Below are 23,956 nucleotides of genomic sequence, written 5' to 3'. Positions count from 1 at the left end.
GGCAATAGAGTTATCACTTCGTCACCACTTCTGGAGGTTCTGTAGCAGCCGGCTGACTCGGGGCTTTGAGTGCGCCTTTGGCGTCGAAGTTCTGTCCGTTGTTTGGATTGCTCGCCAATTTGCGGTTTGCCTCCAGCAGTGCATCAGCTTGCTTGTCGTTCTGAAGATTGACGCAGACCACTTCTTCGTACTCGGGAAAGTCCTGGCCCCCGGAAGTTTGCCGGAAGCTCGATTTATTTAGCCGGATAACGAATTCTCTGGGTACCATATCGACGAGCTGGTCGAATTTTCCGTTGATCCTATGGTCGCTAACGGCGTTGGTGCCGCTCTCCGGCATGCGATAGAACATCCCGGAGATGCGCTTTCTCGACGAGCTTTCGTCGTCCTCTTCAGGGGATGCCTGCAGAGTCAGGGCTTTTGACTTTTCGCAGCCGATTCCCTTTCCCTTCGAGGCTGCTTTGTTTTTAGACTTGGTCTCGCTCGACTGAGCGGCGGTTTCAATTGTATTCAAGTCTGCCAGCGTATAGGGCACAAAAACTTCGATGTACGAATTTCCGCGCAAGACCGACGGAATTGGCGTGCCGTCGATGAAGAACTGCGAGGTGTAATATGCGATCTTCGATGATCCGTCAGTGCTCTTGATAAGCACGCGCAAGTACTTCTTTTCGGCCCTGAATGTGTCCGCCATCATGGGATAATACGTCACCATCCCGAATGCTACGCACAGGGCGAGTACTCCGGCGCCCCCTGCTATTGCTACATTGTACTTTGCAGCTGTCGTATCCGAACTGAAATTGCCGGCGCTCTGCGTACCCGTTCCGTAAAGAAGGAGGGCAATCCCCAGGACAACGAGGACGAAAGTGAACGCCGCATGCATTGTCTCAATTCGCCATTGAGCGATGAATAGCAACACACCGCCTAACAGCATGTAGAATAAGCCGCTGCTCGTAAATCCGAGACAGAATTCGCGAAATGTTTTGGGAGAGGTGTCGCTTGGTCGCTTGAGATTTGCGATGTCGTCGTTGAGCTTCTTGAGGGTAGCCTGTAGGTCGAACTGTTCGTTCGACTTTTGACCTTCGGGATTTTTATTCGCGTCTTCCGCGTTCTCTCGCATTGGGCTGCCTCGTCGAAATAATTACTCGATTAAATGACTTGCGTATTATTCAGTGGTCCGAGGGGTCTTCCTCGAGTGGGGCGTAGCGATCGGAATGCTTAGTTTGAACAATCTTCAGGTGAGATATTTTTACACTAGCGCATAGGTTGATGTTCTTTCAAGGGGGCGCGGAAACCGTTGGTACGGCACCATTGCATCCCCCCAAAAAACAAAACCCCGCCATTTGCGGCGGGGTCCAGGCTGGGAGGAGCAAGCCCCGAAGGGCTCGCGGGTAAAACCCAGGATCAGGCGGGAATGCGCTCTTCGACCTCGTGCGGCTCGCGCAGCACGTAGCCGCGGCCCCACACCGTCTCGATGAAGTTGCGGCCTTCCGAGGCATTCGCGAGCTTTTTGCGGAGCTTGCAGATGAAGACGTCGATGATCTTCAGCTCGGGCTCGTCCATGCCGCCATAGAGGTGGTTGAGGAACATTTCCTTGGTGAGGGTCGTGCCCTTGCGGAGCGAGAGCAGCTCCAGCATCTGGTATTCCTTGCCGGTCAGATGCACGCGCTGGCCGCCGACTTCCACCGTCTTGGTGTCGAGGTTGACGACGAGGTCGCCGGTCTGGATCACCGACTGGGCATGGCCCTTGGAGCGGCGCACGATCGCGTGGATGCGGGCAACCAGCTCGTCCTTGTGGAAAGGCTTGGTCATGTAGTCGTCGGCGCCGACGCCGAGACCCTTGACCTTGTCCTCGATGCCGGCGAGGCCGGAGAGGATCAGAATGGGTGTCTTGATCTTGGAGACCCGGAGCTGCTTGAGCACGTCGTAGCCGGACATGTCGGGCAGGTTGAGGTCGAGAAGGATAATGTCGTAATCGTATAATTTACCGAGATCGACGCCTTCTTCCCCCAAATCGGTCGTGTAGACGTTGAAGCTCTCAGACTTCAACATCAGCTCGATCGACTGCGCGACGGCGCTGTCATCTTCAATCAGCAAAACGCGCATGCCAGTTCCCCATAGTCGCCGCTCCTGGGCGTCAGGTCGGCCGCATTCGCGGCACACAACAAAACGCCTTTGAACAACTGATTCGGATCCTGACAACAGATGGTTAACAAATTCTGATTCTGGAACGCAAGCCCTGTAGATGCAATTTTCGTCGAATCGCCCTAAGGTCTTGTGTGCGAAGCAGCTTTCGTTATCCGGTTGCGTTCAAGTTCCACTTTAAGAGACGGGCCTAACCGACTCCCGCGACTCAGCCTTCTTCTGAAGGGGAGCCACGCTCAGTCACAAAGACAGTGACGCAATGATTAACGATGCGGGTAAACACGAAGTTAAGCGCCGTTCAGAAATATGGCGAAACTTAAGGTTTTCGCCACGAAGCCCGGGATTATGAAGGCGATCACCTCATGAAGGCCCTCTAATGAAGGCTCTTGCCGAACAGATCGGCGATATTGACGGCATCAATATTTATGGCCGTGTGGTCGGCGTGCGCGGCCTGATGGTCGAGGTAGCCGGCCCGATCCATGCGATGTCGGTCGGCGCGCGGCTCGTGATCGAGACCGGCGGCAACCGTTCCATCCCCTGCGAGGTGATCGGCTTCTCCGGCAACAATGCCGTCGTGATGCCGTTCGCCGGCCTCGACGGCGTGCGGCGCGGCTGCAAGGCCGTCATCGCCAATGCCGCAAATCAGGTGCGGCCTTGCGCGGCCTGGCTCGGCCGCGTCGTCAATGCGCTCGGTGAGCCGATCGACGGCAAGGGGCCGCTGCCGCAGGGCCCGGCGCCGATGCCGTACCGCAATTCGCCGCCGCCGGCGCACTCGCGCAAGCGCGTCGGCGCGCCGCTCGATCTCGGCGTGCGCGCGATGAACACGTTCCTGACCTGCTGCCGCGGCCAGCGCATGGGCATCTTCGCAGGCTCCGGCGTCGGCAAGTCGGTGCTGCTGTCGATGCTCGCGCGCAACGTCGATGCCGCCGTCAGCGTCATCGGGCTGATCGGCGAACGCGGCCGCGAGGTGCAGGAATTCTTGCAGGACGACCTCGGCGACGAGGGCCTCGCGCGTTCCGTCGTCGTGGTCGCGACCTCCGACGAGCCGGCGCTGATGCGCCGCCAGGCCGCGTATCTGACGCTTGCGATCGCCGAATATTTTCGCGACGAGGAGCAGGACGTCCTTTGCCTGATGGATTCGGTGACGCGCTTTGCCATGGCCCAGCGCGAGATCGGCCTGTCCGCGGGCGAGCCGCCGACCGCCAAGGGCTACACGCCGACCGTGTTCACCGAGCTGCCGAAGCTTCTGGAGCGCGCCGGTCCGGGCCTGGGGGAGGGCGCCATCACCGCGATCTTCACGGTGCTGGTCGATGGCGACGACCATAACGAGCCGATCGCGGATGCCGTACGCGGCATCCTTGACGGCCACATCGTGATGCAGCGCTCGATCGCCGAGCGCGGCCGCTACCCCGCCATCAACATCCTCAAATCCGTCTCCCGCACCATGCCGAAATCGGCCGACCCGGAGTTCTGGCCGACCATCCAGAAGGCGCGGGCGGTGATGGCGACCTATGCCGACATGGAGGAATTGATCCGTCTGGGCGCCTACCGCGCCGGCTCCAGCCCCGAGGTCGACGAGGCGATCCGCCTGCACGAGCCGCTGGAGGCCTTCCTGCGCCAGCGCAAGGATGAAAATGCATCGCTGGCGGACGGCTACCGCCAGTTGGCGCAAATCCTCGGCAATTTGGAAACGGAACGCTAACTTTGTCCCGTCATCATCCCATCCCACAGAGTAGCAGAGCCGGTCTTGGCCCCCGTCGGGCCTGTGGGGAGACCGGTGTTGTCCCACGTGCAGCCAAGGGACTTCTGGGGAGTACGAGTCGATGAAGTCACGTGATACCCTCATCCGCCTGAAGAAGTTTCAGGTCGACGAGAAGCGCCGCCGGGTCAGCCAGATCGAGACCATGATCGCCGACTTCCAGCGGATGTCGACCGATCTTGAACGCGAGATCTCGACCGAGCAGGAGCGCGCCGGGATCAACGATCCCTCGCACTTCGCCTATCCGACCTATGCCAAGGCTGCCATCCAGCGTCGCGAGAACCTGACCCGCTCGGCCGACGAGCTGAAGGGCCAGCTCGACGAAGCCAAGGCCGCGCTGGCCGAAGCCTTCGAGGAGCTGAAGAAGGTCGAGCTTCTCGACGAGCGCGATCAGGCCCGCGAACGCGCCGAGGAAAACGCCCGCGAGCAGGCCGATCTCGACAGCATCGGCCTGATGCGTGCCCGCATGGGCGCCGTCGCCTGAGACGCTAGCCGCCAGACCTGCGAGAATTTGCAGAACCCGGACCCCATGGGTCCGGGTTTTCGTATGTCCTGTCCACAGTGTGCCGCCGCGCCCCCTTGGTGGTCGGCTTTGTCGCGCGCTATGGTGGCGGAGTGCCAGGGCCCGCGCGGAACGCGACGGGCCGCGCATTGGGGGGCTGAATGCTGACGCCAGCAGAGCTGGTCGGGCTGATTGGGGCGGTGGCGCAGGGCGATCAGGCCGCGTTCGAGCGCCTCTACGTCGCCACGCGCGCGAAACTCTATGGCGTCGTGCTCCGTATCTTGCGCCGACAGGATCTCGCAGAGGAGGTCATTCAGGAGACCTACGTCAAGATCTGGAACAGCGCCGGCCAGTTCAATCCCGCTCTCGCGTCGCCGATCACTTGGATGGCGTCGATCGCGCGCAACCGCGCCATCGACATCGTGCGCAAGAAGACGGAAGTCTCCATCGAGGAAGAGCCGCAGGCGATGGAAGTCGCAAGCGACAGCCCCGATCCGCTGGCGCGGCGGGAGATGACCGAGGAATTGAGGCGGCTGCTGGAATGTATCGGCCGGCTCGAGCCGGACCGTCAGAGGCTCGTGCTTCTCGCCTATTACAACGGCTGGAGCCGCGAGCAATTGGCGGAGAAATTCGCGGCGCCCGTCAACACGGTGAAGACGTGGCTTCGGCGCAGCATGTTGGATATTCGCGAATGTCTCGGACTATGAGATTCGAGCCATGAGAGCTCATACGGTGAGGGTGGGTCTGGACCGCAAGTGATGGCCTATACGGAGGACCATATCGCGCTCGCCGCGGAATATGCGCTCGGCACGCTCGACGCCGGCGAGCGCGCGCAGGTCGAGACCATGATGGCGGTGGACAAGGCGTTCGCCGATGTCGTGCAGGCGTGGGCATTCCGGCTCGGCGTCCTCAACCAGATGGTCGGCTCGATCGAGCCGCGTCCGATCGTGTGGGAGAACATCAGGTCCGAGCTCGCGCGGACGGGCTTTGCGCAGGATCCGCCAGCACTGCCGGATGTCGCGCCGCCACCTGTGCCGGAGTTTTCCTCGCCCGACACCATGCCTCCGCAGGTGCCGTCGGAGACTATGCAGCAACCGCCGCCGCCTCCCGAGGCGGAGCAGCCTGACCCGGCGCGTCCTGCGTCCGATGCGATACCCGAAATCGTGCCGATCTTCATGCCGCAGGTCCACGCGCCGGACCCGGAGGTCGTGCGCGCGCCACCGCCGCCGGTTGCCGACAACAGCAATTTGATCCGGCTCGAGGGCCGGGTGAAGCGCTGGCGCACCATCGCATCCGCCGTCGGCGCGCTCGCGGCCGCGCTGCTCGTGACGCTGTCGCTTCAGATCTTCCTGCCCGACGCGCTGCCGGGCGGCTTGCGGCCGCCAGCGCGCATCCAGACGGTCGAGGTGAAGACACCGGCGCCGCTCCCGGTGTCGTCGCAATATGTCGCGCTGTTGCAGGGCCAGGGCGGCGGTCCCGCCTTCATCCTCACCATCGACGGTGCGACCAAGAACTTTACGGTGCGTAAAGTGGGCGCGACGCCGGAGCCCGGCAAGAGTTTCGAGCTCTGGCTGATCTCCGACAAGCTGCCGCGTCCGCGTTCGCTCGGCGTGATCGGCGCCGGCGATTTCACCGCACGACCGGTGCTCGGTTCGTACGATGCCGACGTCGTCAACGGCGCGACCTACGCCGTCACGCTCGAGCAGGCGGGCGGCTCGCCGAACGGCCAGCCGACCTCGGCGCCGGCATTTTCCGGCAAGCTGATCGAAACAGTGCCGCCCGCGCAGCCGCAGGCGCCCGCCAAGAAGTAAGCGTCGTAGCCCGGATGGAGCGCAGCGCAATCCGGGACCGCCGTCCCGCATTCCGCTTTGCTCCATGCGGGCTACCAGCGCAGAAAGCTGTCGCCACGGTCCGTCCCACCGTCGTCTTCCGACAAATCCCGCCAAATCCGCCCCCGATTTGAACCTCTGCGCGTTTCGCGGCGTCAAATGCCCGGAATTTGCAGTCGGCGCCCCCCAATCATGGTGCCGGAGAGGGGCGAGAAATCAGATGGATGCAGCGAAAACGTCGGGCATCTTCATTCACCAATATGCGGGGCTGCCACACGGCCCGGCCTTCGAACATTGGCGCGAGCGGACGTTCGGGACCTGCGGCCTGGATATCGGGCCGAGCCGGGGCGACAGCATCGATTGCCGGCTCCAGGTCAGCGTGGTCGATAATATCGCGCTCGCCATTCCCGAAGGCGCCTCCGCGCAATATTCACGAACGCAAAGCCACCTTGCCGACGGCAGCGACGATCTCGTCCTGATCGCGGCGCATGCGGGTCTCGTCCGCGTCGGGCAGAACGGCCATGCCGTGGAGCTTGCGCCGGCGCAGATGGTGCTCGTCGACATGGGCATCACCGGCACCGTCGGCCACACCGAGGAAGATCGCTTCACCACCATCCGCATGCCGCGCCGCGCGCTGCTCGATATCAATCCGCGCGCCGAGGACAAGCTGTCGCAAGTGCTCTCGGACGGCGCGGTCGCCGAGACGATCTTGCGCTACCACTCCCTTGCCGCCCATCACGCGCCGCATCTCGACGCCGTCGGCCAGCGCCTCACCGCGCAGCACATGGTCGATCTCGTCGGCCTCCTGCTCGGCACCGACGCCGAGCATGCGAGTCTCGCGCGCGGGCGAGGTCATGCGGCGGCCCGTCTCGATCTCATGCGCGCCGATGTGATGGCTGCCCTTGGCCGCAACGATCTCTGCCTGTCCGAGATTGCCACGCGCTCGGGCCTGAGCCCGCGCCAGGCACAGCGCCTGTTCGAGCAGGCCGGAACGACCTTCACCGAATTCGTGCTGGAGCAGCGCCTGCTGCAGGCGCGCAAGCTGCTCAGCGATCCCCGCGCCAGGACCCGCAAGATCAGCGACATCGCGCATTCGTCGGGCTTCTCCGATCTGTCCTATTTCAACCGCGCCTTCCGCAAGCGCTTTGCCGCGACGCCGTCGGAACTGCGCGAGGCCTGAGCGCGCCGAGAATTCGTGCGGCGCGCCGGTGCCACCGCAGTTGGCCCGCCAGGCCGGATGAGTTATATCTGTCTGCGCGGTCAGATGGCTTGATCGTTCGTCGCTTCGTCGTCGCTCTCTTGGGAAATGCAGTCAACGGACATGGCGCGTATCGTCGTGCTCGGCGCCGGGTTTGCAGGTCTGTGGGCGGCCATCGCTGCCGCACGCAAGCGCGAGGAGATCGGTGCGGCCGGCCGTGACATCGAGATTCGTGTCATCGATCGCAATCCGTATCACAACATCCGCGTCCGCAATTACGAGGCCGACCTCAGCGAGGTCGCGCTTCCGCTGCCGCAACTGCTCGATCCGATCGGCGTCAGTCACGGGCTCGGCGAGGTCGAAGCCATCGATCCGGCACGGCGCGAGATTTCGCTGGTCGCGGGTGGCGGTGACGAGACGCTCGCTTATGACCGGCTGGTGCTGGCGCTCGGCAGTGAAGTGATGCGTCCCGACATTCCCGGCCTTGCCGAGCATGCTTTCGATGTCGACACTTATGCAGCGGCGCTCCATCTCGAGGATCATCTCACCTCGCTCGGACGCAGCGTGCCCGCGCCGGGGCGCTCGACGATCGTCGTGGTCGGCGCCGGCTTCACCGGCATCGAGGTCGCGGCCGAGATGCCCGACAGGCTGGCGCGCGCCGGCATCACCGGCAGCCGCCGCATTATCCTGGTCGATCCCAATCCTGCCGTGGGCGCCACCATCGGCGCACATGCACGTCCCGTCATCGGTACGGCGTTGGCCTCGCTCGACGTCGAGACACGGCTTGGCGTTCGCGTCGTCTCCGTCGAGGCCGCCGGCCTGCGCCTGAACTCGGGCGAGTTCATTCCGACACGGACGGTGATCTGGTGTGCCGGGATGCGCGCGAGCCCCCTGGCGGCGAGCTTTCCGGACGCACGCGATCGCCTTGGGCGGCTTCTGGTCGATCCCATGATGCGGGTCGCGGATGTCGGCGGCGTGTTCGCGGCCGGCGACGTCGCCTCGAGCGTGGTCGACGGCTTGCATCCGACCGTGATGTCCTGCCAGTTCGCGCGGCCCATGGGCCGCTTCGCGGGCCACAATGTGGTCGCCGATCTCGTGGGCTTGCCGATGCTGCCGCTACGGATCGGCTGGTACGTGACGGTGCTCGATCTCGGTGAGTGGGGCGCGCTCTATACGGAAGGGTGGGACCGCGAAGTCCGCGCCACCGGCGCGGCCGCGAAGGCAACCAAGCAGACCATCAACCGCAAGCGCATCTATCCGCCGCTCTCGGGGCGCAAGGACGAGCTGTTCGCGGCAGCCGCGCCGACTGTGCAGGCGCCGCCGCCGACGTATGGGGCGCGGTAGTATCGGTGCCCGTTGGGGGATGACGGCGGTACGTTTTGCTTCGTCATTGCGAGCGTAGCGAAGCAATCCAGAACGTCTCTGCGAAGGGGTCCTGGATTGCTTCGTCGCAAGAGCTCCTCGCAATGACGGAGTTGGACGCGCGCTCGCAACGGCGAACTACCCCAGACATGAGAAAGCGCCCGTGGGGGGCGGGCGCTTTCTGTAGTCGACTTGGGGTTGGGGTCGTCTACATATCCACGTGGCGACTTTGGGGGGCTGATAAAGAGCCGCGTGAATTCCTGAAACTCAAATCTCCTTAGCGAACGAGGGAAACGTTCGAGCTGGTGATGGCGATCGGCTTGCCCGCCTTCATGACGCGAGCGGTCTGGGTCAGGCCTTCGTCTGAACTCGTACGCGCGGTGATCCCGAGACCCGCCACCGCGATGCCGGCAACGAGCGCGACAACCACGATCTTGAGGTGGGTCGAGCGATCTGCGCTGTAAATCGAGTGGTTCATGGAAGGCTCCTGCCGCCATCTACCCGAAGTAGTCGCCTGCGTGTTTGGGCAGGTTCATGCTTCCGGTGCCCAACAACCTAGTATTGGGGGGATTCGTTCCCAAGAGGCGATCACAAGAGCGTGACAGGACGTGAGAAGTCGCGATCGAAAGCGACCCTGGATCGTGCAATTTGGCAATTATTTCAAAGCTGTAATGTGCCTGTCTGGCGCCTTGCCGGCCGTTGATCGGCAAGGCGCCAAAACCTGAAAAACCATTTGCCTGTGGCCAAAAAACACACGGCTTCTTAAGGCAAATCAGATGCTTCCGACCGTTTTCAGTCTCGCCCTGGGGTGGATTTCAGCCTGCGACAGCACGGTCGTCTGGGCCCGGAACCGCTCGACCAGGGAACGCACGAAGGGACGAATTGCCGCAGAGGTGACCAGCACCGGCGCCTCGCCTTCGCGGGCGGCGCGCTCGAAGGCCTCGCGCACGCCGGTCATGAACTCCGACAGCTTCGAGGGCTGCATCGCGAGGCTGCGCTCCTCGCCCTGGCCGATAATGGATTCGGCGAAGGCTTGTTCCCACCGCGCCGACAGCGCGATCAGCGGCAGGTAGCCGCTGTAAGAGGTGTTCTGCGCACAGATCTGCCGCGCCAGGCGGGCGCGGACGTGCTCGACCATGGTGGCCGGATTGCGCGAGAACGCGAGCGAGTCGGCGATGCCTTCGAGGATGGTCGAGAGATCGCGGATCGAGATGCGCTCGGCGAGCAGCAGCTGCAGCACGCGCTGGATGCCGGAGACGGTGACCTGTCCCGGGACGATGTCCTTGACCAGCTCGCCTTGCTCCTTCGGCAGCTCCTTGAGCAGCTTCTGCACCTCGCCATAGGAGAGCAGGTCCGACATGTTGGCCTTGAGCAGCTCGGTGAGGTGGGTCGAGAGCACGGTCGCGGCGTCGACGACGGTGTAGCCCTTGAGCGAGGCCTCCTCCTTGAGGCTGGCATCGACCCAGGTCGCGGGCAGGCCGAAGGTCGGCTCGGTGGTGTGGATGCCGGGCACCTGCACCTGGCTGCCGCCGGGATCCATGACCATGAACTGGCTCGGCCAGATCTTGCCGGTGCCGGCGTCGACCTCCTTGATCTTGATGATGTAGGTGTTGGCTTCGAGCTGGACGTTGTCGAGGATGCGCACGGCGGGCATCACGAAACCCATCTCGATCGCGAGCGAGCGGCGCAGCGCCTTGATCTGCTCGGTGAGGCGGTCGGTGCCGTCGGGGCCGTTGACCAGCGGCAGCAGGGCATAGCCGAGCTCGATCTTGAGGTCGTCGATCTTCAGCGCCGCGGAGATCGGCTCCTCCGCCGCAGCGGAGCCGGCTGCGCCCGGCGTTCCCGGTGCAGGTGCAGTCTTCGCAACTTCCTCAGCCCTGGCCGTTGCCCGGTTGCGGTTGCGGGCGTGCCAGGCGAGCGCGCCGGCGCCGGAGCCGAGCGCCAGGAAGGGGAGGGTCGGGATGCCCGGCAGGGCCGCCAGCACCAGCATGACCGCCGCGGACATCGCCAGCGCCTGCGGATATCCGGAGAACTGCTTCATCAGCGCCTTGTCGGCGGCGCCGGACACGCCGGCCTTGGAGACGAGCAGGCCGGCCGCGGTCGAAACGATCAGTGCCGGCACCTGGGTGACGAGGCCGTCACCGACGGTCAGCAGCGTGTAGCTGCGGCCGGCGTCGGCAAAGGACAGGCCCTGCTGCGCCACGCCGATGATCATGCCGCCGACGACGTTGATGAAGACGATCAGGAGGCCGGCGATGGCGTCGCCGCGGACGAATTTAGAGGCGCCGTCCATGGCGCCGAAGAAGCCGCTCTCGTCCTCCAGATCCTTGCGCCGTTGCTTGGCGACGGTCTCGTCGATCAGGCCGGCGGAGAGGTCGGCGTCGATCGCCATCTGCTTGCCGGGCATGGCGTCGAGGTGGAAGCGCGCCGCGACTTCGGCGATACGGCCCGAACCCTTGGTGATGACGACGAAGTTGACGATGATCAGGATGGCGAAGACGATGATGCCGATGACGAAATTGCCGCCCATCACGAAGCTGCCGAAGGCCTCGATGACGTGACCGGCGGCATCCGTGCCCTCGTGCCCGTGCGACAGGATCAGCCGGGTCGAGGCCATGTTGAGCGACAGCCGCAGCATGGTCGAGATCAGCAGGACGGTCGGGAAAGCGGAGAATTCCAGTGGCGCCTGGATGAACAGCGACGTCATCAGGATCAGGATCGAGAGCGTGATCGAAATCGCCAGGAACAGGTCCAGCACGATCGCGGGCAGCGGAAGGATCAGCACCACCAGGATGGTGAGGACGCCGAGCGCCAGCGCGATATCGCCGCGCTTGAGGATGTTGCCGATCTCGGCAAGGGTGGGGAAACTGGCGTTTGTGCTGCCTACGCCCTGTCCCGCGGTGACGTCGACCATGGTAGCTGCCCCTCCGCGCGACTGCCGTCCGCGCGCCCCAAATGTCTGCGCGGCGGCCGAAGGGCCGCCGTTCCGAAGGTGAGGCACCGCACTGGCGTCCACAGGGCAATCCCCGTTCTACGCGGCTGACGACACTCGACTCCACTGGGCAATTATTGCCGGGTGTATGGTTAGCAAACGGTTAACGAGGGTGGGGCATGGGGGCGTCGGGTCCCCAAGACTTCATTCCAGATTCCAGGCGGAAGCCGTCTGAGCGGCTGCCGATAGCTGCCGAGTCTCAGGCCCTACGCGGACTGTGACATCACGCGCCAGATCTAGAGCGCGTCCACGACGTCGGCATGGCCCATGGGAGAAGCAGCGGTCGTCCCCTTCCTGATCGACTCCGCGACGTAGCGAAGCTCCCAGTTCTTCACGAACCAGTAGATCGCAAAGGCCCACAGCCCGGACCACTCGACATACAGGATGTAGGAATCGTTCTCCCGATCCGTATGCAAGAAATGCATGATGACCGAGCCTGCCATCGCCAGCAACATGTAGGCCCCAATCAGGAAGTAGGCTCTCCTGAACCATTTGCGGGCCGCACCGTCTTTCTTGAGCTTCGACAGCGTCGAGTCCGAGTACCAGAATATGATGATGCCGATACATATGAATGCCAGCACCGCGCTGATGCCGTGCAGCGTGACGTTGGGAAGGCCGAAAGATGCGAGGGTGAATGGACTCGTCTTGCCGGAGACCCCCATCGGAAAGATCGCAACGCCCAAGACGAATGCGCCGGTCAGGCTGAGCCAGCGGTCTTCATTTTTCGAGAAACCCGTGTAGCGGTAGAGGAACACGCCGACGGCGAAGAGGAGACCGCAGAACCAAAGCCGGACGGGATAGAGATCCGCTACGCCTTGAGCAGGGGTTTGGGCAAAATAGTAATCGCTCAATGAAGGCTGGAGGCGAATTTCCCAAAGAAGCCCGATCACGATGACGACGACAGGGAAAGCCGCGGTCAGCGCGCCCATTCGGGTTCGCAGCTTCCTGTAGTTTTCAACAATAGCCTTGTCGATATGATCCTGTTCCATGATGCGCTCCATGACTCAAATAAGGGTCATCTTGGCATTATTTAAAGTTGTGGAAAAGGGAGAGATATCGCTCCGGGCGTCGCCATTCTAGTCGTGGTGGCGAACCCCGAGATTCCGAGGGGCGATGCAGCGCATCGCCCCTCGGAAGGACGAGGACCGCCTACTTCGCCTTCTCCATCCGGGTCACCATGTACCCCGAAGCCGCCTCCTCGGCTTCGAAACTCACCTTGTCGCCGACCTTCACCTGCTTGAGCACGGCCGGGTCCTTGACGCGGTAGACCATGGTCATGGGTTCATCCATGCCGAGGTTCTTGGCGGGCCCGTGCTTGAGCGTGATCTTGCCTGCGCCCTCGTCGATCTTCTTGACCTCGCCGGTGATCGCGGCGCCCTGGGCCGCGAAGGCACCTGTGCCAAGGCCGACGGCCAGCGACAGCGCTGCGGCGATACGGATGATGCGGTTCATGGGACTCCCCTTTATTGCTTCACGGTGACGTGGCCGACCATGCCGTAGTCGCGGTGGTCGGGAATCAGGCAGGAAAATTCGAACGTGCCGGCCTTGCTGAACTTCCAGAGGATCTCGGCTGTCTTGCTCGGCGCGAGCCTGACACCGTTGGGATCGTCATGCTCCATGTGCGGGTGCTTCTTCATCTCCACCGCATGCGCGAGATTCTCCTTTGTGGTGGCGAGCAGGAATTCATGGTCCTCCTTGCCGACATTGCGCAGCACGAAGCGGATCTGCTCGCCGCGTTTGACCTCGATCCTGGCGGGTGCGTAGTCCATCTCGTTCAACAGGATCTCGATGGTGCGCGCTGGTTTCTTGGGATCGCCGGGCTCGCCGGCCGAAAAGGTGCCGTGCCCGTGCTGGTCGTGGGCAAAGGCCGGCGCGGTGGAAAGCGCGGCCAGCGCGAGACCGAGCTTGATCGTCGTCTTCATTGGTAGCTCCAGTTGGTGGTGGTTCATCGAAACGCTCACATCTTCATGTTCTTCATCGGCGGTCCGCCTGGTTGTTGCCGCACGGGCTCCGGGGCCGGCGGCGTGACCTCGTAGGCGACGGTGCCTTTCGGGAATTGGTAGGGGCCGGGATCGCGATAATCGTCGCGCGCGAGGCCCTCGCGGATCTTCATCACCGTGAACATCCCGCCCATCTCGATCGGACCGAACTGACCGGTGCCGGTCATCATCGGCAGCGTGTTGTCGGGCGCGGGCATCTCCATGTTGCCCATCGCCATGCCGGTCGAGCCCATCGCCATGCCGTCAGGCGCGAGCTTGCCGACGGCTTTGGCGAGATCCTTGCGCGACACCCCGATCATGTTGCGCATGTCGTGTCCCATCGCATTCATGGTGTGATGCGACTTGTGGCAGTGGAACGCCCAGTCGCCGGGGTTGTCGGCGAGCACGTCGAACACCCTGACAGCGCCGACCGGTACGTCCGTCGTCGTTTCCGGATATTGCGCGCTCTCCGGAATCCAGCCGCCGTCGGTGCAGGTCACCGCAAAGCTGTGGCCGTGCAAATGGATCGGATGGTTGGTCATGCTGAGATTGCCGATGCGCACGCGCACCTTGTCGCCGAGCCTGACCGGCAGTGGATCGATGCCGGGAAATACCCGCGCATTCCACGTCCACATATTGAAGTCGGTCATCTCGTTGACCTTCGGCAGATAAGTGCCGGGATCGACGCGATAGGTGCTCATGACGAAGACGAAGTCGCGGTCGACGGCCCGAAAGGTCGGGTCACGCGGATGCACGACGACCATGCCCATCATGCCCATCGCCATCTGCACCATCTCGTCGGAATGCGGGTGGTACATGAAGGTCCCGCTCTTCCTCATCTCGAACTCGTAGACGAAGGTTTTCCCCGGCTGGATGTGCGGCTGCGTCAGTCCGCCGACACCGTCCATGCCGCTGGGAATGATCATGCCGTGCCAGTGCACGGTGGTGTATTCGGGCAATCTGTTGGTCACGAAGATGCGGACCTTGTCGCCCTCGACGGCCTCGATCGTCGGGCCCGGCGACTGTCCGTTATAGCCCCACAAATTCACCCTCATTCCCTCGGCGAATTCGCGCACCACGGGCTCGGCAACGAGATGGAACTCCTTCCAGTCGCCGTTCATCCGGAACGGCAGCGACCAGCCGTTCAACGTGACGACGGGGCGATAGTCCGGCCCACTGACGGGGTGCAGCGGCGGCTGCATCACCACCTTGTCCATGTGCGGGGCTTCCGGAATGGAGGCGGCCTGCGCGCGTCCGCTGACGACGGATGCGCCGGCGAGCGCGGCGCTACCCAAAAATCCTCGGCGGGAAAACATGTTGGCCTCCATGTCAGTGACCGCCATCGGCAGGCGCTGCCGCGGCGAGAGTGGTTGAATTGTCGCCGTCAGCAGGCGCGCCGCCGCCATTCACGGCGGTCTGCAAGTCGGATTGGGCAAGGAAGAATCTTTGCCTGGCATCGATTGCACCGCGCAGCGACGCAAGCCGCTGCCGCGCCTCGGTGAGCAACGCGAAGATATCGACCTGCATGCTGGAGAAGCGGAGCTGCATCTCCTCGGTGATGATTTTGCGCAAGGGGATGATCTCGCGCTGATAGTGGCTGGCGATGTCGTAGCCGGAGCGATAGATCCGGTAAGCATCGCGCGCCTCGGAGCGTACATTCACGGCACGCTCGGTCAGCCGGTTGAAGGCGAGATTGTAGGTCTCCGCCGCCTGCCGCACCCGCACCTCGCCGCCGTCGAAGATCGGGATCTGGAACTGCACGTCGAAGCCGCGCTCGCGGAACGGTGCGCCTTCCGGATCCCGGGTGCGGCGGGAGATGCCGGCGAGATCGAGCAGTGTCACGAAGCGCGTCGCCTCGGTGAGATTCAGTGACTTCGCCAGCGCTGTCAGCTCGAGCCGCGCGATCTGAAGGTCGATGTGATGGGCGACCGCGTCGGCTTCAATCGACGGCAAGGCCTGCGGCCGGCGCGGCAGCGGCGGCAGCTGACCGGGCAGGCGGAAGTCGAGGCCGCCGTCCCACAGCCCCATCAGGCGCGCCAGCTTTTCGCGCGCGCTCGTCGCCGTCTGTCGCGCGGTGGCGAGGTCGGCGGTGGTTTCGGCGTAAAACACCTGTTCACGGGCCTGATCGAGCTTGTTGATCGAGCCGGTCTCGCCGAGCTTGACCGCGAGCTGTGCGGTCGATTCCGCCGTCGCCTTCGCATCCGTCAGCAACGCCACCATCTCGTTGCCGCCAACGGCGCGCCAATAGACGCGGCGGACATCGGCGGCAAGCCGCAACGTCGCCAGACCCGCGCGCAATTGCGCCTGGCGGAAACGGTCGCGGGCGATCTCCGAGCGGAACGGCAGTGTGGCGAGCGCGAGGATGTCGCCGACAATTTGACGCTCGATTTCGCTGGCGCCGTTGCCCGAGATCCGCGAGACCGAGAACACGGGATTGGGCGGCAGGCTCTGCTCGACGAGATCGGTCTCGGCCAGCGCCAGCTCGTTATAGGCGGCCTGAAGCCCCTTGTTGTTGAGCAGTGCGATCTGCACGGCGGTCTCGGGGTTGAGTGTTCGCGAGAGCAGTTGGTGAACGCGCGCGTCGACCGCACCCGCCCCCTCGGCCGTTCGCACGAAGGCGACATCCTTTTTGATGGTCTGGCTCGTCAGCTCCGAGACGGCATTCATGCCGCTGTCGGGCGAGAAGGCGGCGCAGCCCGACAAGCCGAGCGAGGCAAGAACGAGCAGGCTTGGCACGAGCAGGCTTGGCACGAGACGGCTTGGCGCGAGACGGTGTGTCATGACGCGCTCCTACCGGTCTTGCTTGGGTTGCGGCGCGACGCTCTCGTTGCGCTCGCGCCATGGTGCTGGCGCCGCCGGCCGCAGGCTGGTGTAGGGCGCAATTGTCGAACGATAGCCGGCGCGCGCGACCTTGGCCGCGGGATCGGCAGGATCAGCGCCGGCGACTTGTGTCGTTGCCGGCATGCAGCCGGACAGCGCCAATGCCGTCGCGGCCAGCAGCAGCCAATTGAATCGAAAGTGTCGTCCCCGCGCTGTGGATGCAGCGGCGGACTTCGCCCCGGAAAGCGTAAGCATGAGTCATCCCTGATCTGTCTGGAGACCACAGGTTCGCGCGCGCGGATGCGCGCTCGGCCTGACGTCGTCGCGCGTCAGATCAGACGATGGGAGGGCGGTAGAGCAGGGGCGGCGCCGCGCTGTGCAGGCTGGCCACGATCTCGGGCGAGCAGGCGGAAACCGGCTGAAGCGGCTTTGCGACGCTGGGCAGGTCGGCCGGCAACGCGCTCCCGCACATCATCGCGCAGCACGGTCCCGCCGTACCCTTGCCGCCGTGATGATGCGGCGCGGGGGGCGCGTCCTGTGCGGCGGCCTGGTGATGCGCATGCGCCCCGGCGTGGTCATGCGAGGCGCCGTCATGCGTGTGGCCGGCGTGCATCTGATGATGCACCGGCACGAGGTCGGCGAGGAGCGTGTCGTCGAGGCACGGTGCTGGAGCGCTACCCCAGGCGAGGCTTGCGGCCGGCGCGAGCACGCAGAACAGATAGGCAAGGGCAATCACACGCCCCAGCCTGATCCGCATCGATCGTGTCAATCGCAGCAACATTCCGCCGACATGCTCTTCGCGCGGCGATGTTGCACGCGCTGATTTGCAAAATAATGACAAAACGCGCGTTCGCCAAGCTCCTTCTTACCGCAGTGCACCGTGCATGCCCAATATCGCGCCACAATGCTTGACCCTGTGGCGATCTGCGGGCCATGGTCCCGCCCGTGCACGCGCCAAATCAATCAGGACAAACACCCGAAGCATTCACCCCTGATTCCCGTCAGGCCTGGATGCGCCTCGCCATTGCGCTTCTGATCGGCTCGATCGGCGGCGTCGGCATGTGGGCGATCGTCGTCATGATTCCCGCGGTGCAGGCCGAATTCTCCGCCACGCGCGGCGCGGTGTCGCTGGCTTTCACTCTGATGATGTTCGGCTTCGGGCTTGGCGGCGTCATCGCCGGCAGGATCACAGATCGGTTTGGGATCGTGGCGGCGATGGCAATCAGCATCGCCTTCCTCGGCGTCGCCAACGTGCTGGCGGGTCTGTCGACCCAGCTCTGGCAGTTCGTGGCGGCGTATTTCCTGATCGGGCTCGGCACCTCCGCGACCTTCGCGCCGCTGATGGCGGAGGCCTCGCACTGGTTCGAGCGCTATCGCGGCCTGGCCGTGACCATCGTTGCGAGCGGCAATTATGTCGCCGGCACGATGTGGCCCCCGCTTGTGAGCACAGGCATGCAGACGATCGGCTGGCGCTTCACTCATATCGGCATCGGCCTCGTCTGCGTCAGCCTGATGACCATCCTGGTGCTGGTCTTGCGCGCGCAGATGGGCGACGACAAGGTTCACGATCATGCCAATGCAGCGCCGCCGCGGGTCGACCTCAAGCTCTCGACCAACACGCTGACGGTGCTGCTCTCGATCGCCAGCATCTCCTGCTGCGTTGCCATGGCAATGCCGCAGGTGCATATCGTCGCCTATTGCGGCGATCTCGGATATGGCGTGGCGCGCGGCGCTGAGATGCTGTCGCTGATGATGGCCTGCGGCATCGTCAGCCGGATCGGCTCGGGCTACCTCGCCGACAAGATCGGCGGCATCCCGACGCTGCTGATCGGTGCCCTGGCGCAAGGCTTTGCACTCGTATTCTACCTGTTCTTCGACAGCCTGACTTCGCTTTATTTGATCTCCGCGATGTTCGGCTTGTTCCAGGGCGGCATCGTGCCGAGCTATGCCATCATCGTGCGCGAGGCGATGCCTGCGAGCGAGGCCGCAACCCGAGTCGGCATCGTGATCTTCGCGTCCGTGTTCGGCATGTCGTTCGGCGGCTGGGTCTCGGGCGTCATCTTCGACGCTACGGGCTCCTATGCGGCTGCGTTCGCCAACGGCGTGGCGTGGAACGCGCTCAATATCGGCATCGTCTTGACGCTGCTGATCCGCTCGCGGATGAATGCAGCCAGGACCGGTCCGGGTTTTGCGACCTAGACTGCCTGTCCCGCCTTCAGCAGCGAACAACCCGTGATCTTGTAGCTGCCGTCTGCCTGCTGCTCGAGCGTGTAGAGCGCCTCCCAGGCCTCGCCATTGGCATCGATGATATGGACGTGCTGGGCAATCCGGCCGCCCTCGCTCTTGCTGTCGCCAAATTCAAAGCTCTTGTGCCGGTAGACCGGCGGGTAGCCGTTTTGCACCATGGACATGAAGATGTCGGGCGCGGGGAAGATCTCCCGGATTGCTGGCGCGGCGTAGGAATAGGCCGCGCGCGCGTCGTCGCGGCCGAATGCCTGCTCCTGGGCGCGGATGATATCCTGTGCCGTCGCGACATCGTCGGCGCGTGCTGAGATGGGAGCGAAGGCGACACTGAGAAAGACCAGCAAGGCGGCGATGCGCATGACAGGCTCCGCGTTGAAATCCCGGCGGCGCCGATCCTAGCACATCTTGCGGATTATCGCTTCCGCTTTGCAGCCGGCTTCGCGGGCTTGGCGGCCGCGCGTACCCCGGCCTTCTTGACAGGCTGAACCCGCAAACCGTCGACGAACACGTCGAGCATCCGCAGCACCGAGGATTGCCAGCCGGGCTGGTCGTGCATGTAGCACATGCCGAAGAACGCGCGGAGCAAGTCCTCGGGACTGACGTCCGCGCGCATCGCGCCGGCCGCGGCTGCGCGGTCGAGCAGCGAGCCGATCGCCTTGGTCAGGCGCTCAAAGGAAAAAGCATGCAACTCCGACCCGCTCTGCACCGCGAGTGCCAGGGCTGCCACCATGCCCTTCTTGGTGGCAACGAATTCGACGCCTGAGTGCAGCCAGCGCCTGAGCGCATCGACCGGGTCCCCGTTCTTCAACTGCTCGGCGAGCTCGCTGAGCTGCTCGACCTCGCGCCGGTACACCGCCTCGAACAAATCCTCGCGCGTCGGGAAATGCCGATAGAGCGTGCCGATGCCGACGCCGGCACGTTTTGCCACCGCCTCCAGGCTCGCCTCGGGACCACCCGCGTTGAACACGGCCTTGGCGGCCTCGAGCACGCGCTCGCGATTGCGCACGGCATCGGCGCGGGGCTTGCGGGTCTGGTCGGTGGTGTGGTCGTCCATCCACGCAATGTAGATCACGAATTGGTTAGATTGAACCCTTGTGGGGCTGCATCGCGTTGATGCGCACGGGCTTTTGACGAATTCCAAATATTTCCCGCCGGCTCTTGTTAAGCGGAGGCTGCCTCCGTATCTTCGGTGAGATGTTGGCCGGGCTCAGCCTGGCCGGCGCATGTCGACGGCGGCCACGGCGGTGGCGCGCTGCGCGACGACTCATGTCCATATCTGATCGGAGCCTTATATGAACCACTCCATCAGCCTCACCGTGAACGGTGCGCGGCGCGACTTCGTCCTCGACGATCCGCGCGTCACGCTGCTCGATCTCCTGCGTGAGCGCCTCCATCTGACCGGAACCAAGAAGGGATGCGACCGCGGCCAATGCGGCGCCTGCACCATTCTCGTCGACGGCAAGCGCATCAATTCCTGTCTCGCGCTGGCCATCAGTCATGACGGCGCCGACATTCTCACCATCGAGGGCGTGGCGCGCGGCGACCAGCTTCATCCTGTGCAGGCCGCCTTCATCGCCCATGACGGGTCTCAGTGCGGCTTCTGCACGCCGGGCCAGATCATGAGCGCGATCGGCATGATGAGCGAGGCGCAGGCCGGCAACGATCCCGAGCGCATTCGCGAATGCATGAGCGGCAATCTGTGCCGCTGCGGCGCCTATGCCGGCATCGTCGATGCCGTGCTCGACGCGCAGGCCGGCATGGACGAATCCAACCAGAGGCGCTCCGCATGAAGCAGTTCGATTATGTCAGGCCGGCCACGGTCGCCGAGGCCATCGCTGCCGCCGCGCAGCCGGGCGCGACCTATCTCGCCGCCGGCACCAACCTGCTCGATCTGATGAAGGGTGGCGTCAGCCGGCCGGATCGTCTGGTCGACGTCACCCATCTCGACGGCCTCGATCAGATCGAGCGCCTTGCCGACGGTGGCATGCGTATCGGCGCACTGGTGAGCAACGCCGATCTCGCGCACGATGCCGGCTTTGCCAAGGCCTATCCGGCCGTCGCCGAAGCGCTGCTCTCCGGTGCGTCAGCGCAACTGCGCAACGCCGCGACCGTTGGCGGCAATCTGCTGCAACGGACGCGCTGCGCGTATTTCTACGACACCGCCAGCCGCTGCAACAAGCGCGAGGCCGGCAGCGGTTGCGACGCGCGTGAAGGCGAGAACCGCACCCACGCCGTGCTCGGCTGGAGCGAAAACTGCATCGCCACGCATCCGTCCGACTTCTGCGTGCCGCTGGTCGCGCTTGACGCCATCGTCGAGATCGAGGGCAGGAACGGGCGGCGCGAGATCGCGCTCGACGAACTGCATCGCCTGCCCGGAGATACGCCCGAACGTGACTCGGCGCTTGAACCGGGCGATCTCATCGTGGCGGTGCGTCTGCCGCCCGCTGCACGGGGCTTTGCCGCGCATGCGCGCTATCTCAAGGTCCGCGATCGAACGTCCTACGCGTTTGCCGTCGTCTCGGCTGCGGCTGCGCTGCGGATCGAGAACGGCAAGATCGCGGAGGCGCGGCTTGCGCTCGGCGGTGTCGCCGCAAAGCCCTGGCGCGCCCGCGCTGGGGAGGACGTGCTCAGGAACGTCGCACCCACGGTGGACGCTTTCCAGGAAGCCGCCTCGCGCGCGCTCGCCGACGCAAAACCGTCCGGCGACAACGCCTTCAAGATCGAGCTCGCGCGCCGCATCGTCGTGCGTGCGCTGAGCCTCGCCGCCGCCGGTACGCCCGCGCGCATCCCCGCGCTGCCGGCCTCTCCCTTTGCCTCGACGTCCGGAGCCATTCATGCCCGAGCTTAATCTCACCAGCGCGCCCGCTCATCTGCGCCACGGCTCGAACATCGGCCAGCCGCTGACCCGCCGCGACGGCGTGCTCAAGGTCAAGGGCCAGGCGACCTACGCCGCCGACAATCATCCGCCCGGCATGCTGTTTGCGGTGTTGGCGGTGGCCAGCATCTCGCGCGGCCGCGTGACCTCGCTCGATGTCAGCGCTGCCAAGCGCCACCCCGGCGTCGTCGAAATCATGACGTCAGACCACAAGCCTGAGCTCGCGATCGATCCCGAGATCAAGACCAATCCATTCGTATTCCGGATGGAGGTGTTGCAGAGCAACGAGGTCCGCTACGCCAACCAGCCGATCGCCGTCGTGATCGCCGAGACGCTGGAAGCGGCGACGGAAGGCGCGGCGCTGCTGGCGCCGCGCTACGAGACGCTGCCCGCGCTCATCGGCCTCGATGCAGGTGACAGCTACGTGCCGCCGGTCGTCGGCGTCGGCAACCCCACAGAAAATCACCGCGGCGATGTCGAGGCGGGGCTTGCCTCAGCAGACAAGCGGATCGACGCGACGTACGAGACGCCGCCGCAATATCACAACGCAATGGAGCCGCATGCGATCGTGGCGGCCTGGGACGGTGACAGTCTGCAGATCGACATGCCGACCCAGGGTCTCATGCTGTCGCTGGCGCGCGTCGCCGAATTGTTCGGCATCGCGCACGACAAGATCCACATCCGCAGCCCGTTCCTCGGCGGTGGGTTCGGCTCGAAGGGGCTCATGGCCGGCCCTCCGGTCCTCGGCATCATGGCGGCAAAGCTCGTCGGCAAACCGGTCAAGCTGGTGCTGCGCCGCGAGCAGATGTATGGCCCGGTCGGCCATCGCGCGCCGACGCGGCAGCGGCTGCGCATCGGTACCGATGGCGAGGGGCGCCTGACAGCGCTCGATCACCACGCGCGCACCGTGTCGAGCACGTTCGACGATTTCTACGAGCCCGCGGCCGATGCCTCGCACACGCTCTATGCGGCGCCTGCGATCCGCACCTCGCATGACGCCGTGCGCGTCAACACCGGCACGCCGTTGTTCATGCGCGCGCCCGGCGAGGCGACCGGCTCGATCGCCCTGGAAAGCGCGATCGACGAGATGGCTTGGTCCTGCCGCATCGATCCGCTCGCCTTTCGTCTGAAGAACTATGCCGAGGTCGAGCCCATCACCGGCAAACCGTTCTCGTCCAAGGCGCTGCGCGCCTGCTACGAGCAAGGCGCCGCGCGCTTCGGCTGGGCGAAGCGAACGCTCCAGCCGCGGCAGATGCGCGACGACGATGGTCTTCTGGTCGGCTGGGGCATGGGTACCGCGACCTTCCCGGCATTGATGTTCCAGGCCGAAGCGCGTGCCGTGCTTCGCCGCGACGGCTCCGGTGCCATGGAAATCGGCGCGCATGACATGGGGCAGGGCGCCTGGACGGCGCTTGCGCAGATTGCGGCCGACGAACTCGGGCTTGATATCGACCGGGTCGAGTTCAAGGCCGGGACGTCCGACCTCGCCCGATGCCGGCATTGCCGGCGGCTCCGCGCACACCGCGACCGCGGGTGCCGCGATCCACAGCGCAGGCGCGGCGGTGATTGCAAAACTCGCCGATCTCGCCACCGGCGACGAGCGCTCGCCGCTGTTCGGCGCCGGCAATGCCGGCGTGATCGCGCGCGATGGCAGATTGATCCGGCGCGACGACGAGAGCCGCGGCGAAAGCTATTCCGAGATTCTCGCGCGCGCCGGCGTGGCCGAGGTCGAGGCGCGCGGCACCGGCGCGCCGAATCCGGCGGCAATGGAGGAGTATGCGATGCACGCCCATGGCGCGGTATTCGCGGAGGTGAAGGTCGATCCCGAACTCGGCCAGGTCCGCGTCACCCGCATGGTCGGCGCCTTCGCCGCGGGGCGCATCGTCAACCCGCGCATGGTGCAGAGCCAGCTGTTCGGTGGCATGATCTGGGGCCTGTCCTTCGCGTTGCACGAGGAAGCCATCACCGACCGCCGCACCGGCCGGATCATGAACGCCAATCTCGGCGAATACCATGTCCCGGTGAATGCCGACGTGCCGCCGCTCGACGTGATCACGGTCGATGAGCACGACCCGCACGTGAACGCGCTCGGCATCAAGGGGGTCGGCGAGATCGGCATCACCGGCAGTGCAGGGGCAGTCGCCAACGCCGTCTGGCATGCGACGGGCGTGCGTGTTCGCCGTTTCCCGATCCGGATCGAGGAGTTGCTGACCTAGGCTTTAAGCAGCGGCGGGCGAGGCCGTCTCGCTCCGCCGCG

General features: G+C 64.5%; 22 protein-coding genes and 1 pseudogene. 10 read left to right on the top strand and 13 right to left on the bottom strand.

Annotated features, from left to right (window positions below):
* Positions 1 to 13: 13 nt before the first annotated feature.
* Together ACVIN2_RS13280 and ctrA are read right to left on the bottom strand one after the other, a co-directional pair.
* Entirely contained in the window at positions 14 to 1,114 is a 1,101-nt protein-coding gene (locus tag ACVIN2_RS13280) for a hypothetical protein (protein WP_456765957.1), read from the bottom strand.
* A gap of 284 nt (positions 1,115 to 1,398) precedes the next feature.
* Complete coding sequence (gene ctrA, locus ACVIN2_RS13275; protein ID WP_007600544.1) at positions 1,399 to 2,100, bottom strand: response regulator transcription factor CtrA; 702 nt, start codon at positions 2,098 to 2,100, stop codon at positions 1,399 to 1,401.
* A 415-nt stretch (positions 2,101 to 2,515) separates the two neighbouring features.
* Between ctrA and fliI the strand changes: the two genes are divergently transcribed.
* From fliI to ACVIN2_RS13245, 6 genes are all read left to right on the top strand, one after another.
* Positions 2,516 to 3,841 (top strand): flagellar protein export ATPase FliI, encoded by a 1,326-nt coding sequence (gene fliI / locus ACVIN2_RS13270; RefSeq protein ID WP_456765956.1) that lies wholly within the window; start codon positions 2,516 to 2,518, stop codon positions 3,839 to 3,841.
* 121 nt (positions 3,842 to 3,962) lie between these two features.
* The gene (fliJ, locus tag ACVIN2_RS13265; RefSeq protein ID WP_007600546.1) at positions 3,963 to 4,382 is read left to right on the top strand and encodes a flagellar export protein FliJ; all 420 of its coding nucleotides are present in this window, start codon (positions 3,963 to 3,965) and stop codon (positions 4,380 to 4,382) included.
* A 179-nt stretch (positions 4,383 to 4,561) separates the two neighbouring features.
* On the top strand, positions 4,562 to 5,107 hold the full coding sequence (locus ACVIN2_RS13260) for a sigma-70 family RNA polymerase sigma factor (protein WP_027568201.1): 546 nt from the start codon (positions 4,562 to 4,564) through the stop codon (positions 5,105 to 5,107).
* A gap of 51 nt (positions 5,108 to 5,158) precedes the next feature.
* Positions 5,159 to 6,211, top strand: coding sequence for an anti-sigma factor domain-containing protein (locus ACVIN2_RS13255; protein ID WP_456765955.1), 1,053 nt, complete (start codon positions 5,159 to 5,161; stop codon positions 6,209 to 6,211).
* Positions 6,212 to 6,449: 238 nt separating this feature from the next.
* Positions 6,450 to 7,409, top strand: coding sequence for an AraC family transcriptional regulator (locus tag ACVIN2_RS13250; RefSeq protein ID WP_456765954.1), 960 nt, complete (start codon positions 6,450 to 6,452; stop codon positions 7,407 to 7,409).
* 141 nt (positions 7,410 to 7,550) lie between these two features.
* On the top strand, positions 7,551 to 8,771 hold the full coding sequence (locus ACVIN2_RS13245; RefSeq protein ID WP_456765953.1) for an NAD(P)/FAD-dependent oxidoreductase: 1,221 nt from the start codon (positions 7,551 to 7,553) through the stop codon (positions 8,769 to 8,771).
* Positions 8,772 to 9,066: 295 nt separating this feature from the next.
* On the opposite strand, the gene ACVIN2_RS13240 is transcribed toward ACVIN2_RS13245, so the two are convergent.
* From ACVIN2_RS13240 to ACVIN2_RS13200, 9 genes are all read right to left on the bottom strand, one after another.
* Positions 9,067 to 9,267 carry a hypothetical protein gene (locus tag ACVIN2_RS13240; protein ID WP_007600553.1) on the bottom strand — a complete coding sequence of 67 codons (201 nt, stop codon included), beginning with the start codon at positions 9,265 to 9,267 and terminating at the stop codon, positions 9,067 to 9,069.
* Positions 9,268 to 9,561: 294 nt separating this feature from the next.
* Positions 9,562 to 11,703, bottom strand: a complete 2,142-nt coding sequence (gene flhA / locus ACVIN2_RS13235) for a flagellar biosynthesis protein FlhA (protein WP_456765952.1) — start codon at positions 11,701 to 11,703, stop codon at positions 9,562 to 9,564.
* Positions 11,704 to 12,017: 314 nt separating this feature from the next.
* Positions 12,018 to 12,770: a hypothetical protein gene (locus ACVIN2_RS13230; RefSeq protein WP_456765951.1), complete on the bottom strand. Its 753-nt coding sequence runs from the start codon at positions 12,768 to 12,770 to the stop codon at positions 12,018 to 12,020.
* A gap of 160 nt (positions 12,771 to 12,930) precedes the next feature.
* Complete coding sequence (locus tag ACVIN2_RS13225) at positions 12,931 to 13,233, bottom strand: copper-binding protein (protein ID WP_456765950.1); 303 nt, start codon at positions 13,231 to 13,233, stop codon at positions 12,931 to 12,933.
* Between the two features lie 11 nt (positions 13,234 to 13,244).
* On the bottom strand, positions 13,245 to 13,703 hold the full coding sequence (locus ACVIN2_RS13220) for a cupredoxin domain-containing protein (protein WP_456765949.1): 459 nt from the start codon (positions 13,701 to 13,703) through the stop codon (positions 13,245 to 13,247).
* 35 nt (positions 13,704 to 13,738) lie between these two features.
* The gene (locus ACVIN2_RS13215) at positions 13,739 to 15,076 is read right to left on the bottom strand and encodes a copper oxidase (protein ID WP_456765948.1); all 1,338 of its coding nucleotides are present in this window, start codon (positions 15,074 to 15,076) and stop codon (positions 13,739 to 13,741) included.
* Positions 15,077 to 15,089: 13 nt separating this feature from the next.
* A complete protein-coding gene (locus ACVIN2_RS13210; RefSeq protein ID WP_456765947.1) occupies positions 15,090 to 16,541 on the bottom strand; it encodes a TolC family protein in 1,452 nt (483 codons plus the stop codon).
* A gap of 9 nt (positions 16,542 to 16,550) precedes the next feature.
* Positions 16,551 to 16,835: a hypothetical protein gene (locus ACVIN2_RS13205; RefSeq protein WP_456765946.1), complete on the bottom strand. Its 285-nt coding sequence runs from the start codon at positions 16,833 to 16,835 to the stop codon at positions 16,551 to 16,553.
* A 79-nt stretch (positions 16,836 to 16,914) separates the two neighbouring features.
* Positions 16,915 to 17,361 (bottom strand): hypothetical protein, encoded by a 447-nt coding sequence (locus ACVIN2_RS13200; RefSeq protein ID WP_456765945.1) that lies wholly within the window; start codon positions 17,359 to 17,361, stop codon positions 16,915 to 16,917.
* Between the two features lie 152 nt (positions 17,362 to 17,513).
* On the opposite strand from ACVIN2_RS13200, the gene ACVIN2_RS13195 reads away from it, so the two are divergent.
* Positions 17,514 to 18,779: an MFS transporter gene (locus ACVIN2_RS13195; RefSeq protein WP_456765944.1), complete on the top strand. Its 1,266-nt coding sequence runs from the start codon at positions 17,514 to 17,516 to the stop codon at positions 18,777 to 18,779.
* On the opposite strand, the gene ACVIN2_RS13190 is transcribed toward ACVIN2_RS13195, so the two are convergent.
* Complete coding sequence (locus ACVIN2_RS13190) at positions 18,776 to 19,183, bottom strand: DUF4864 domain-containing protein (RefSeq protein ID WP_456765943.1); 408 nt, start codon at positions 19,181 to 19,183, stop codon at positions 18,776 to 18,778. The two genes, ACVIN2_RS13195 and ACVIN2_RS13190, sit on opposite strands and share 4 nt — an antisense overlap.
* 53 nt (positions 19,184 to 19,236) lie before the next feature.
* Positions 19,237 to 19,878 carry a TetR/AcrR family transcriptional regulator gene (locus ACVIN2_RS13185; protein ID WP_456769709.1) on the bottom strand — a complete coding sequence of 214 codons (642 nt, stop codon included), beginning with the start codon at positions 19,876 to 19,878 and terminating at the stop codon, positions 19,237 to 19,239.
* A 238-nt stretch (positions 19,879 to 20,116) separates the two neighbouring features.
* Here ACVIN2_RS13185 and ACVIN2_RS13180 point away from each other — a divergent pair, with 238 nt between their 5' ends.
* From ACVIN2_RS13180 to ACVIN2_RS13170, 3 genes and pseudogenes are all read left to right on the top strand, one after another.
* Positions 20,117 to 20,614 (top strand): (2Fe-2S)-binding protein, encoded by a 498-nt coding sequence (locus tag ACVIN2_RS13180; protein ID WP_456765942.1) that lies wholly within the window; start codon positions 20,117 to 20,119, stop codon positions 20,612 to 20,614.
* Entirely contained in the window at positions 20,611 to 21,672 is a 1,062-nt protein-coding gene (locus ACVIN2_RS13175; protein ID WP_456765941.1) for an FAD binding domain-containing protein, read from the top strand. Before ACVIN2_RS13180 ends, ACVIN2_RS13175 begins: the two co-directional genes overlap by 4 nt.
* Positions 21,659 to 23,915 (top strand): annotated as a pseudogene (locus ACVIN2_RS13170) (xanthine dehydrogenase family protein molybdopterin-binding subunit). The gene ACVIN2_RS13175 and the pseudogene ACVIN2_RS13170 overlap by 14 nt, the downstream one beginning before the upstream one ends.
* The last annotated feature ends 41 nt before the right edge of the window (positions 23,916 to 23,956 follow it).

Source organism: Bradyrhizobium sp. USDA 3650, assembly GCF_054057395.1.
The sequence above is the reverse complement of the archived record's forward strand: the minus strand, read 5'-3'. Positions and strand labels throughout refer to the sequence as shown.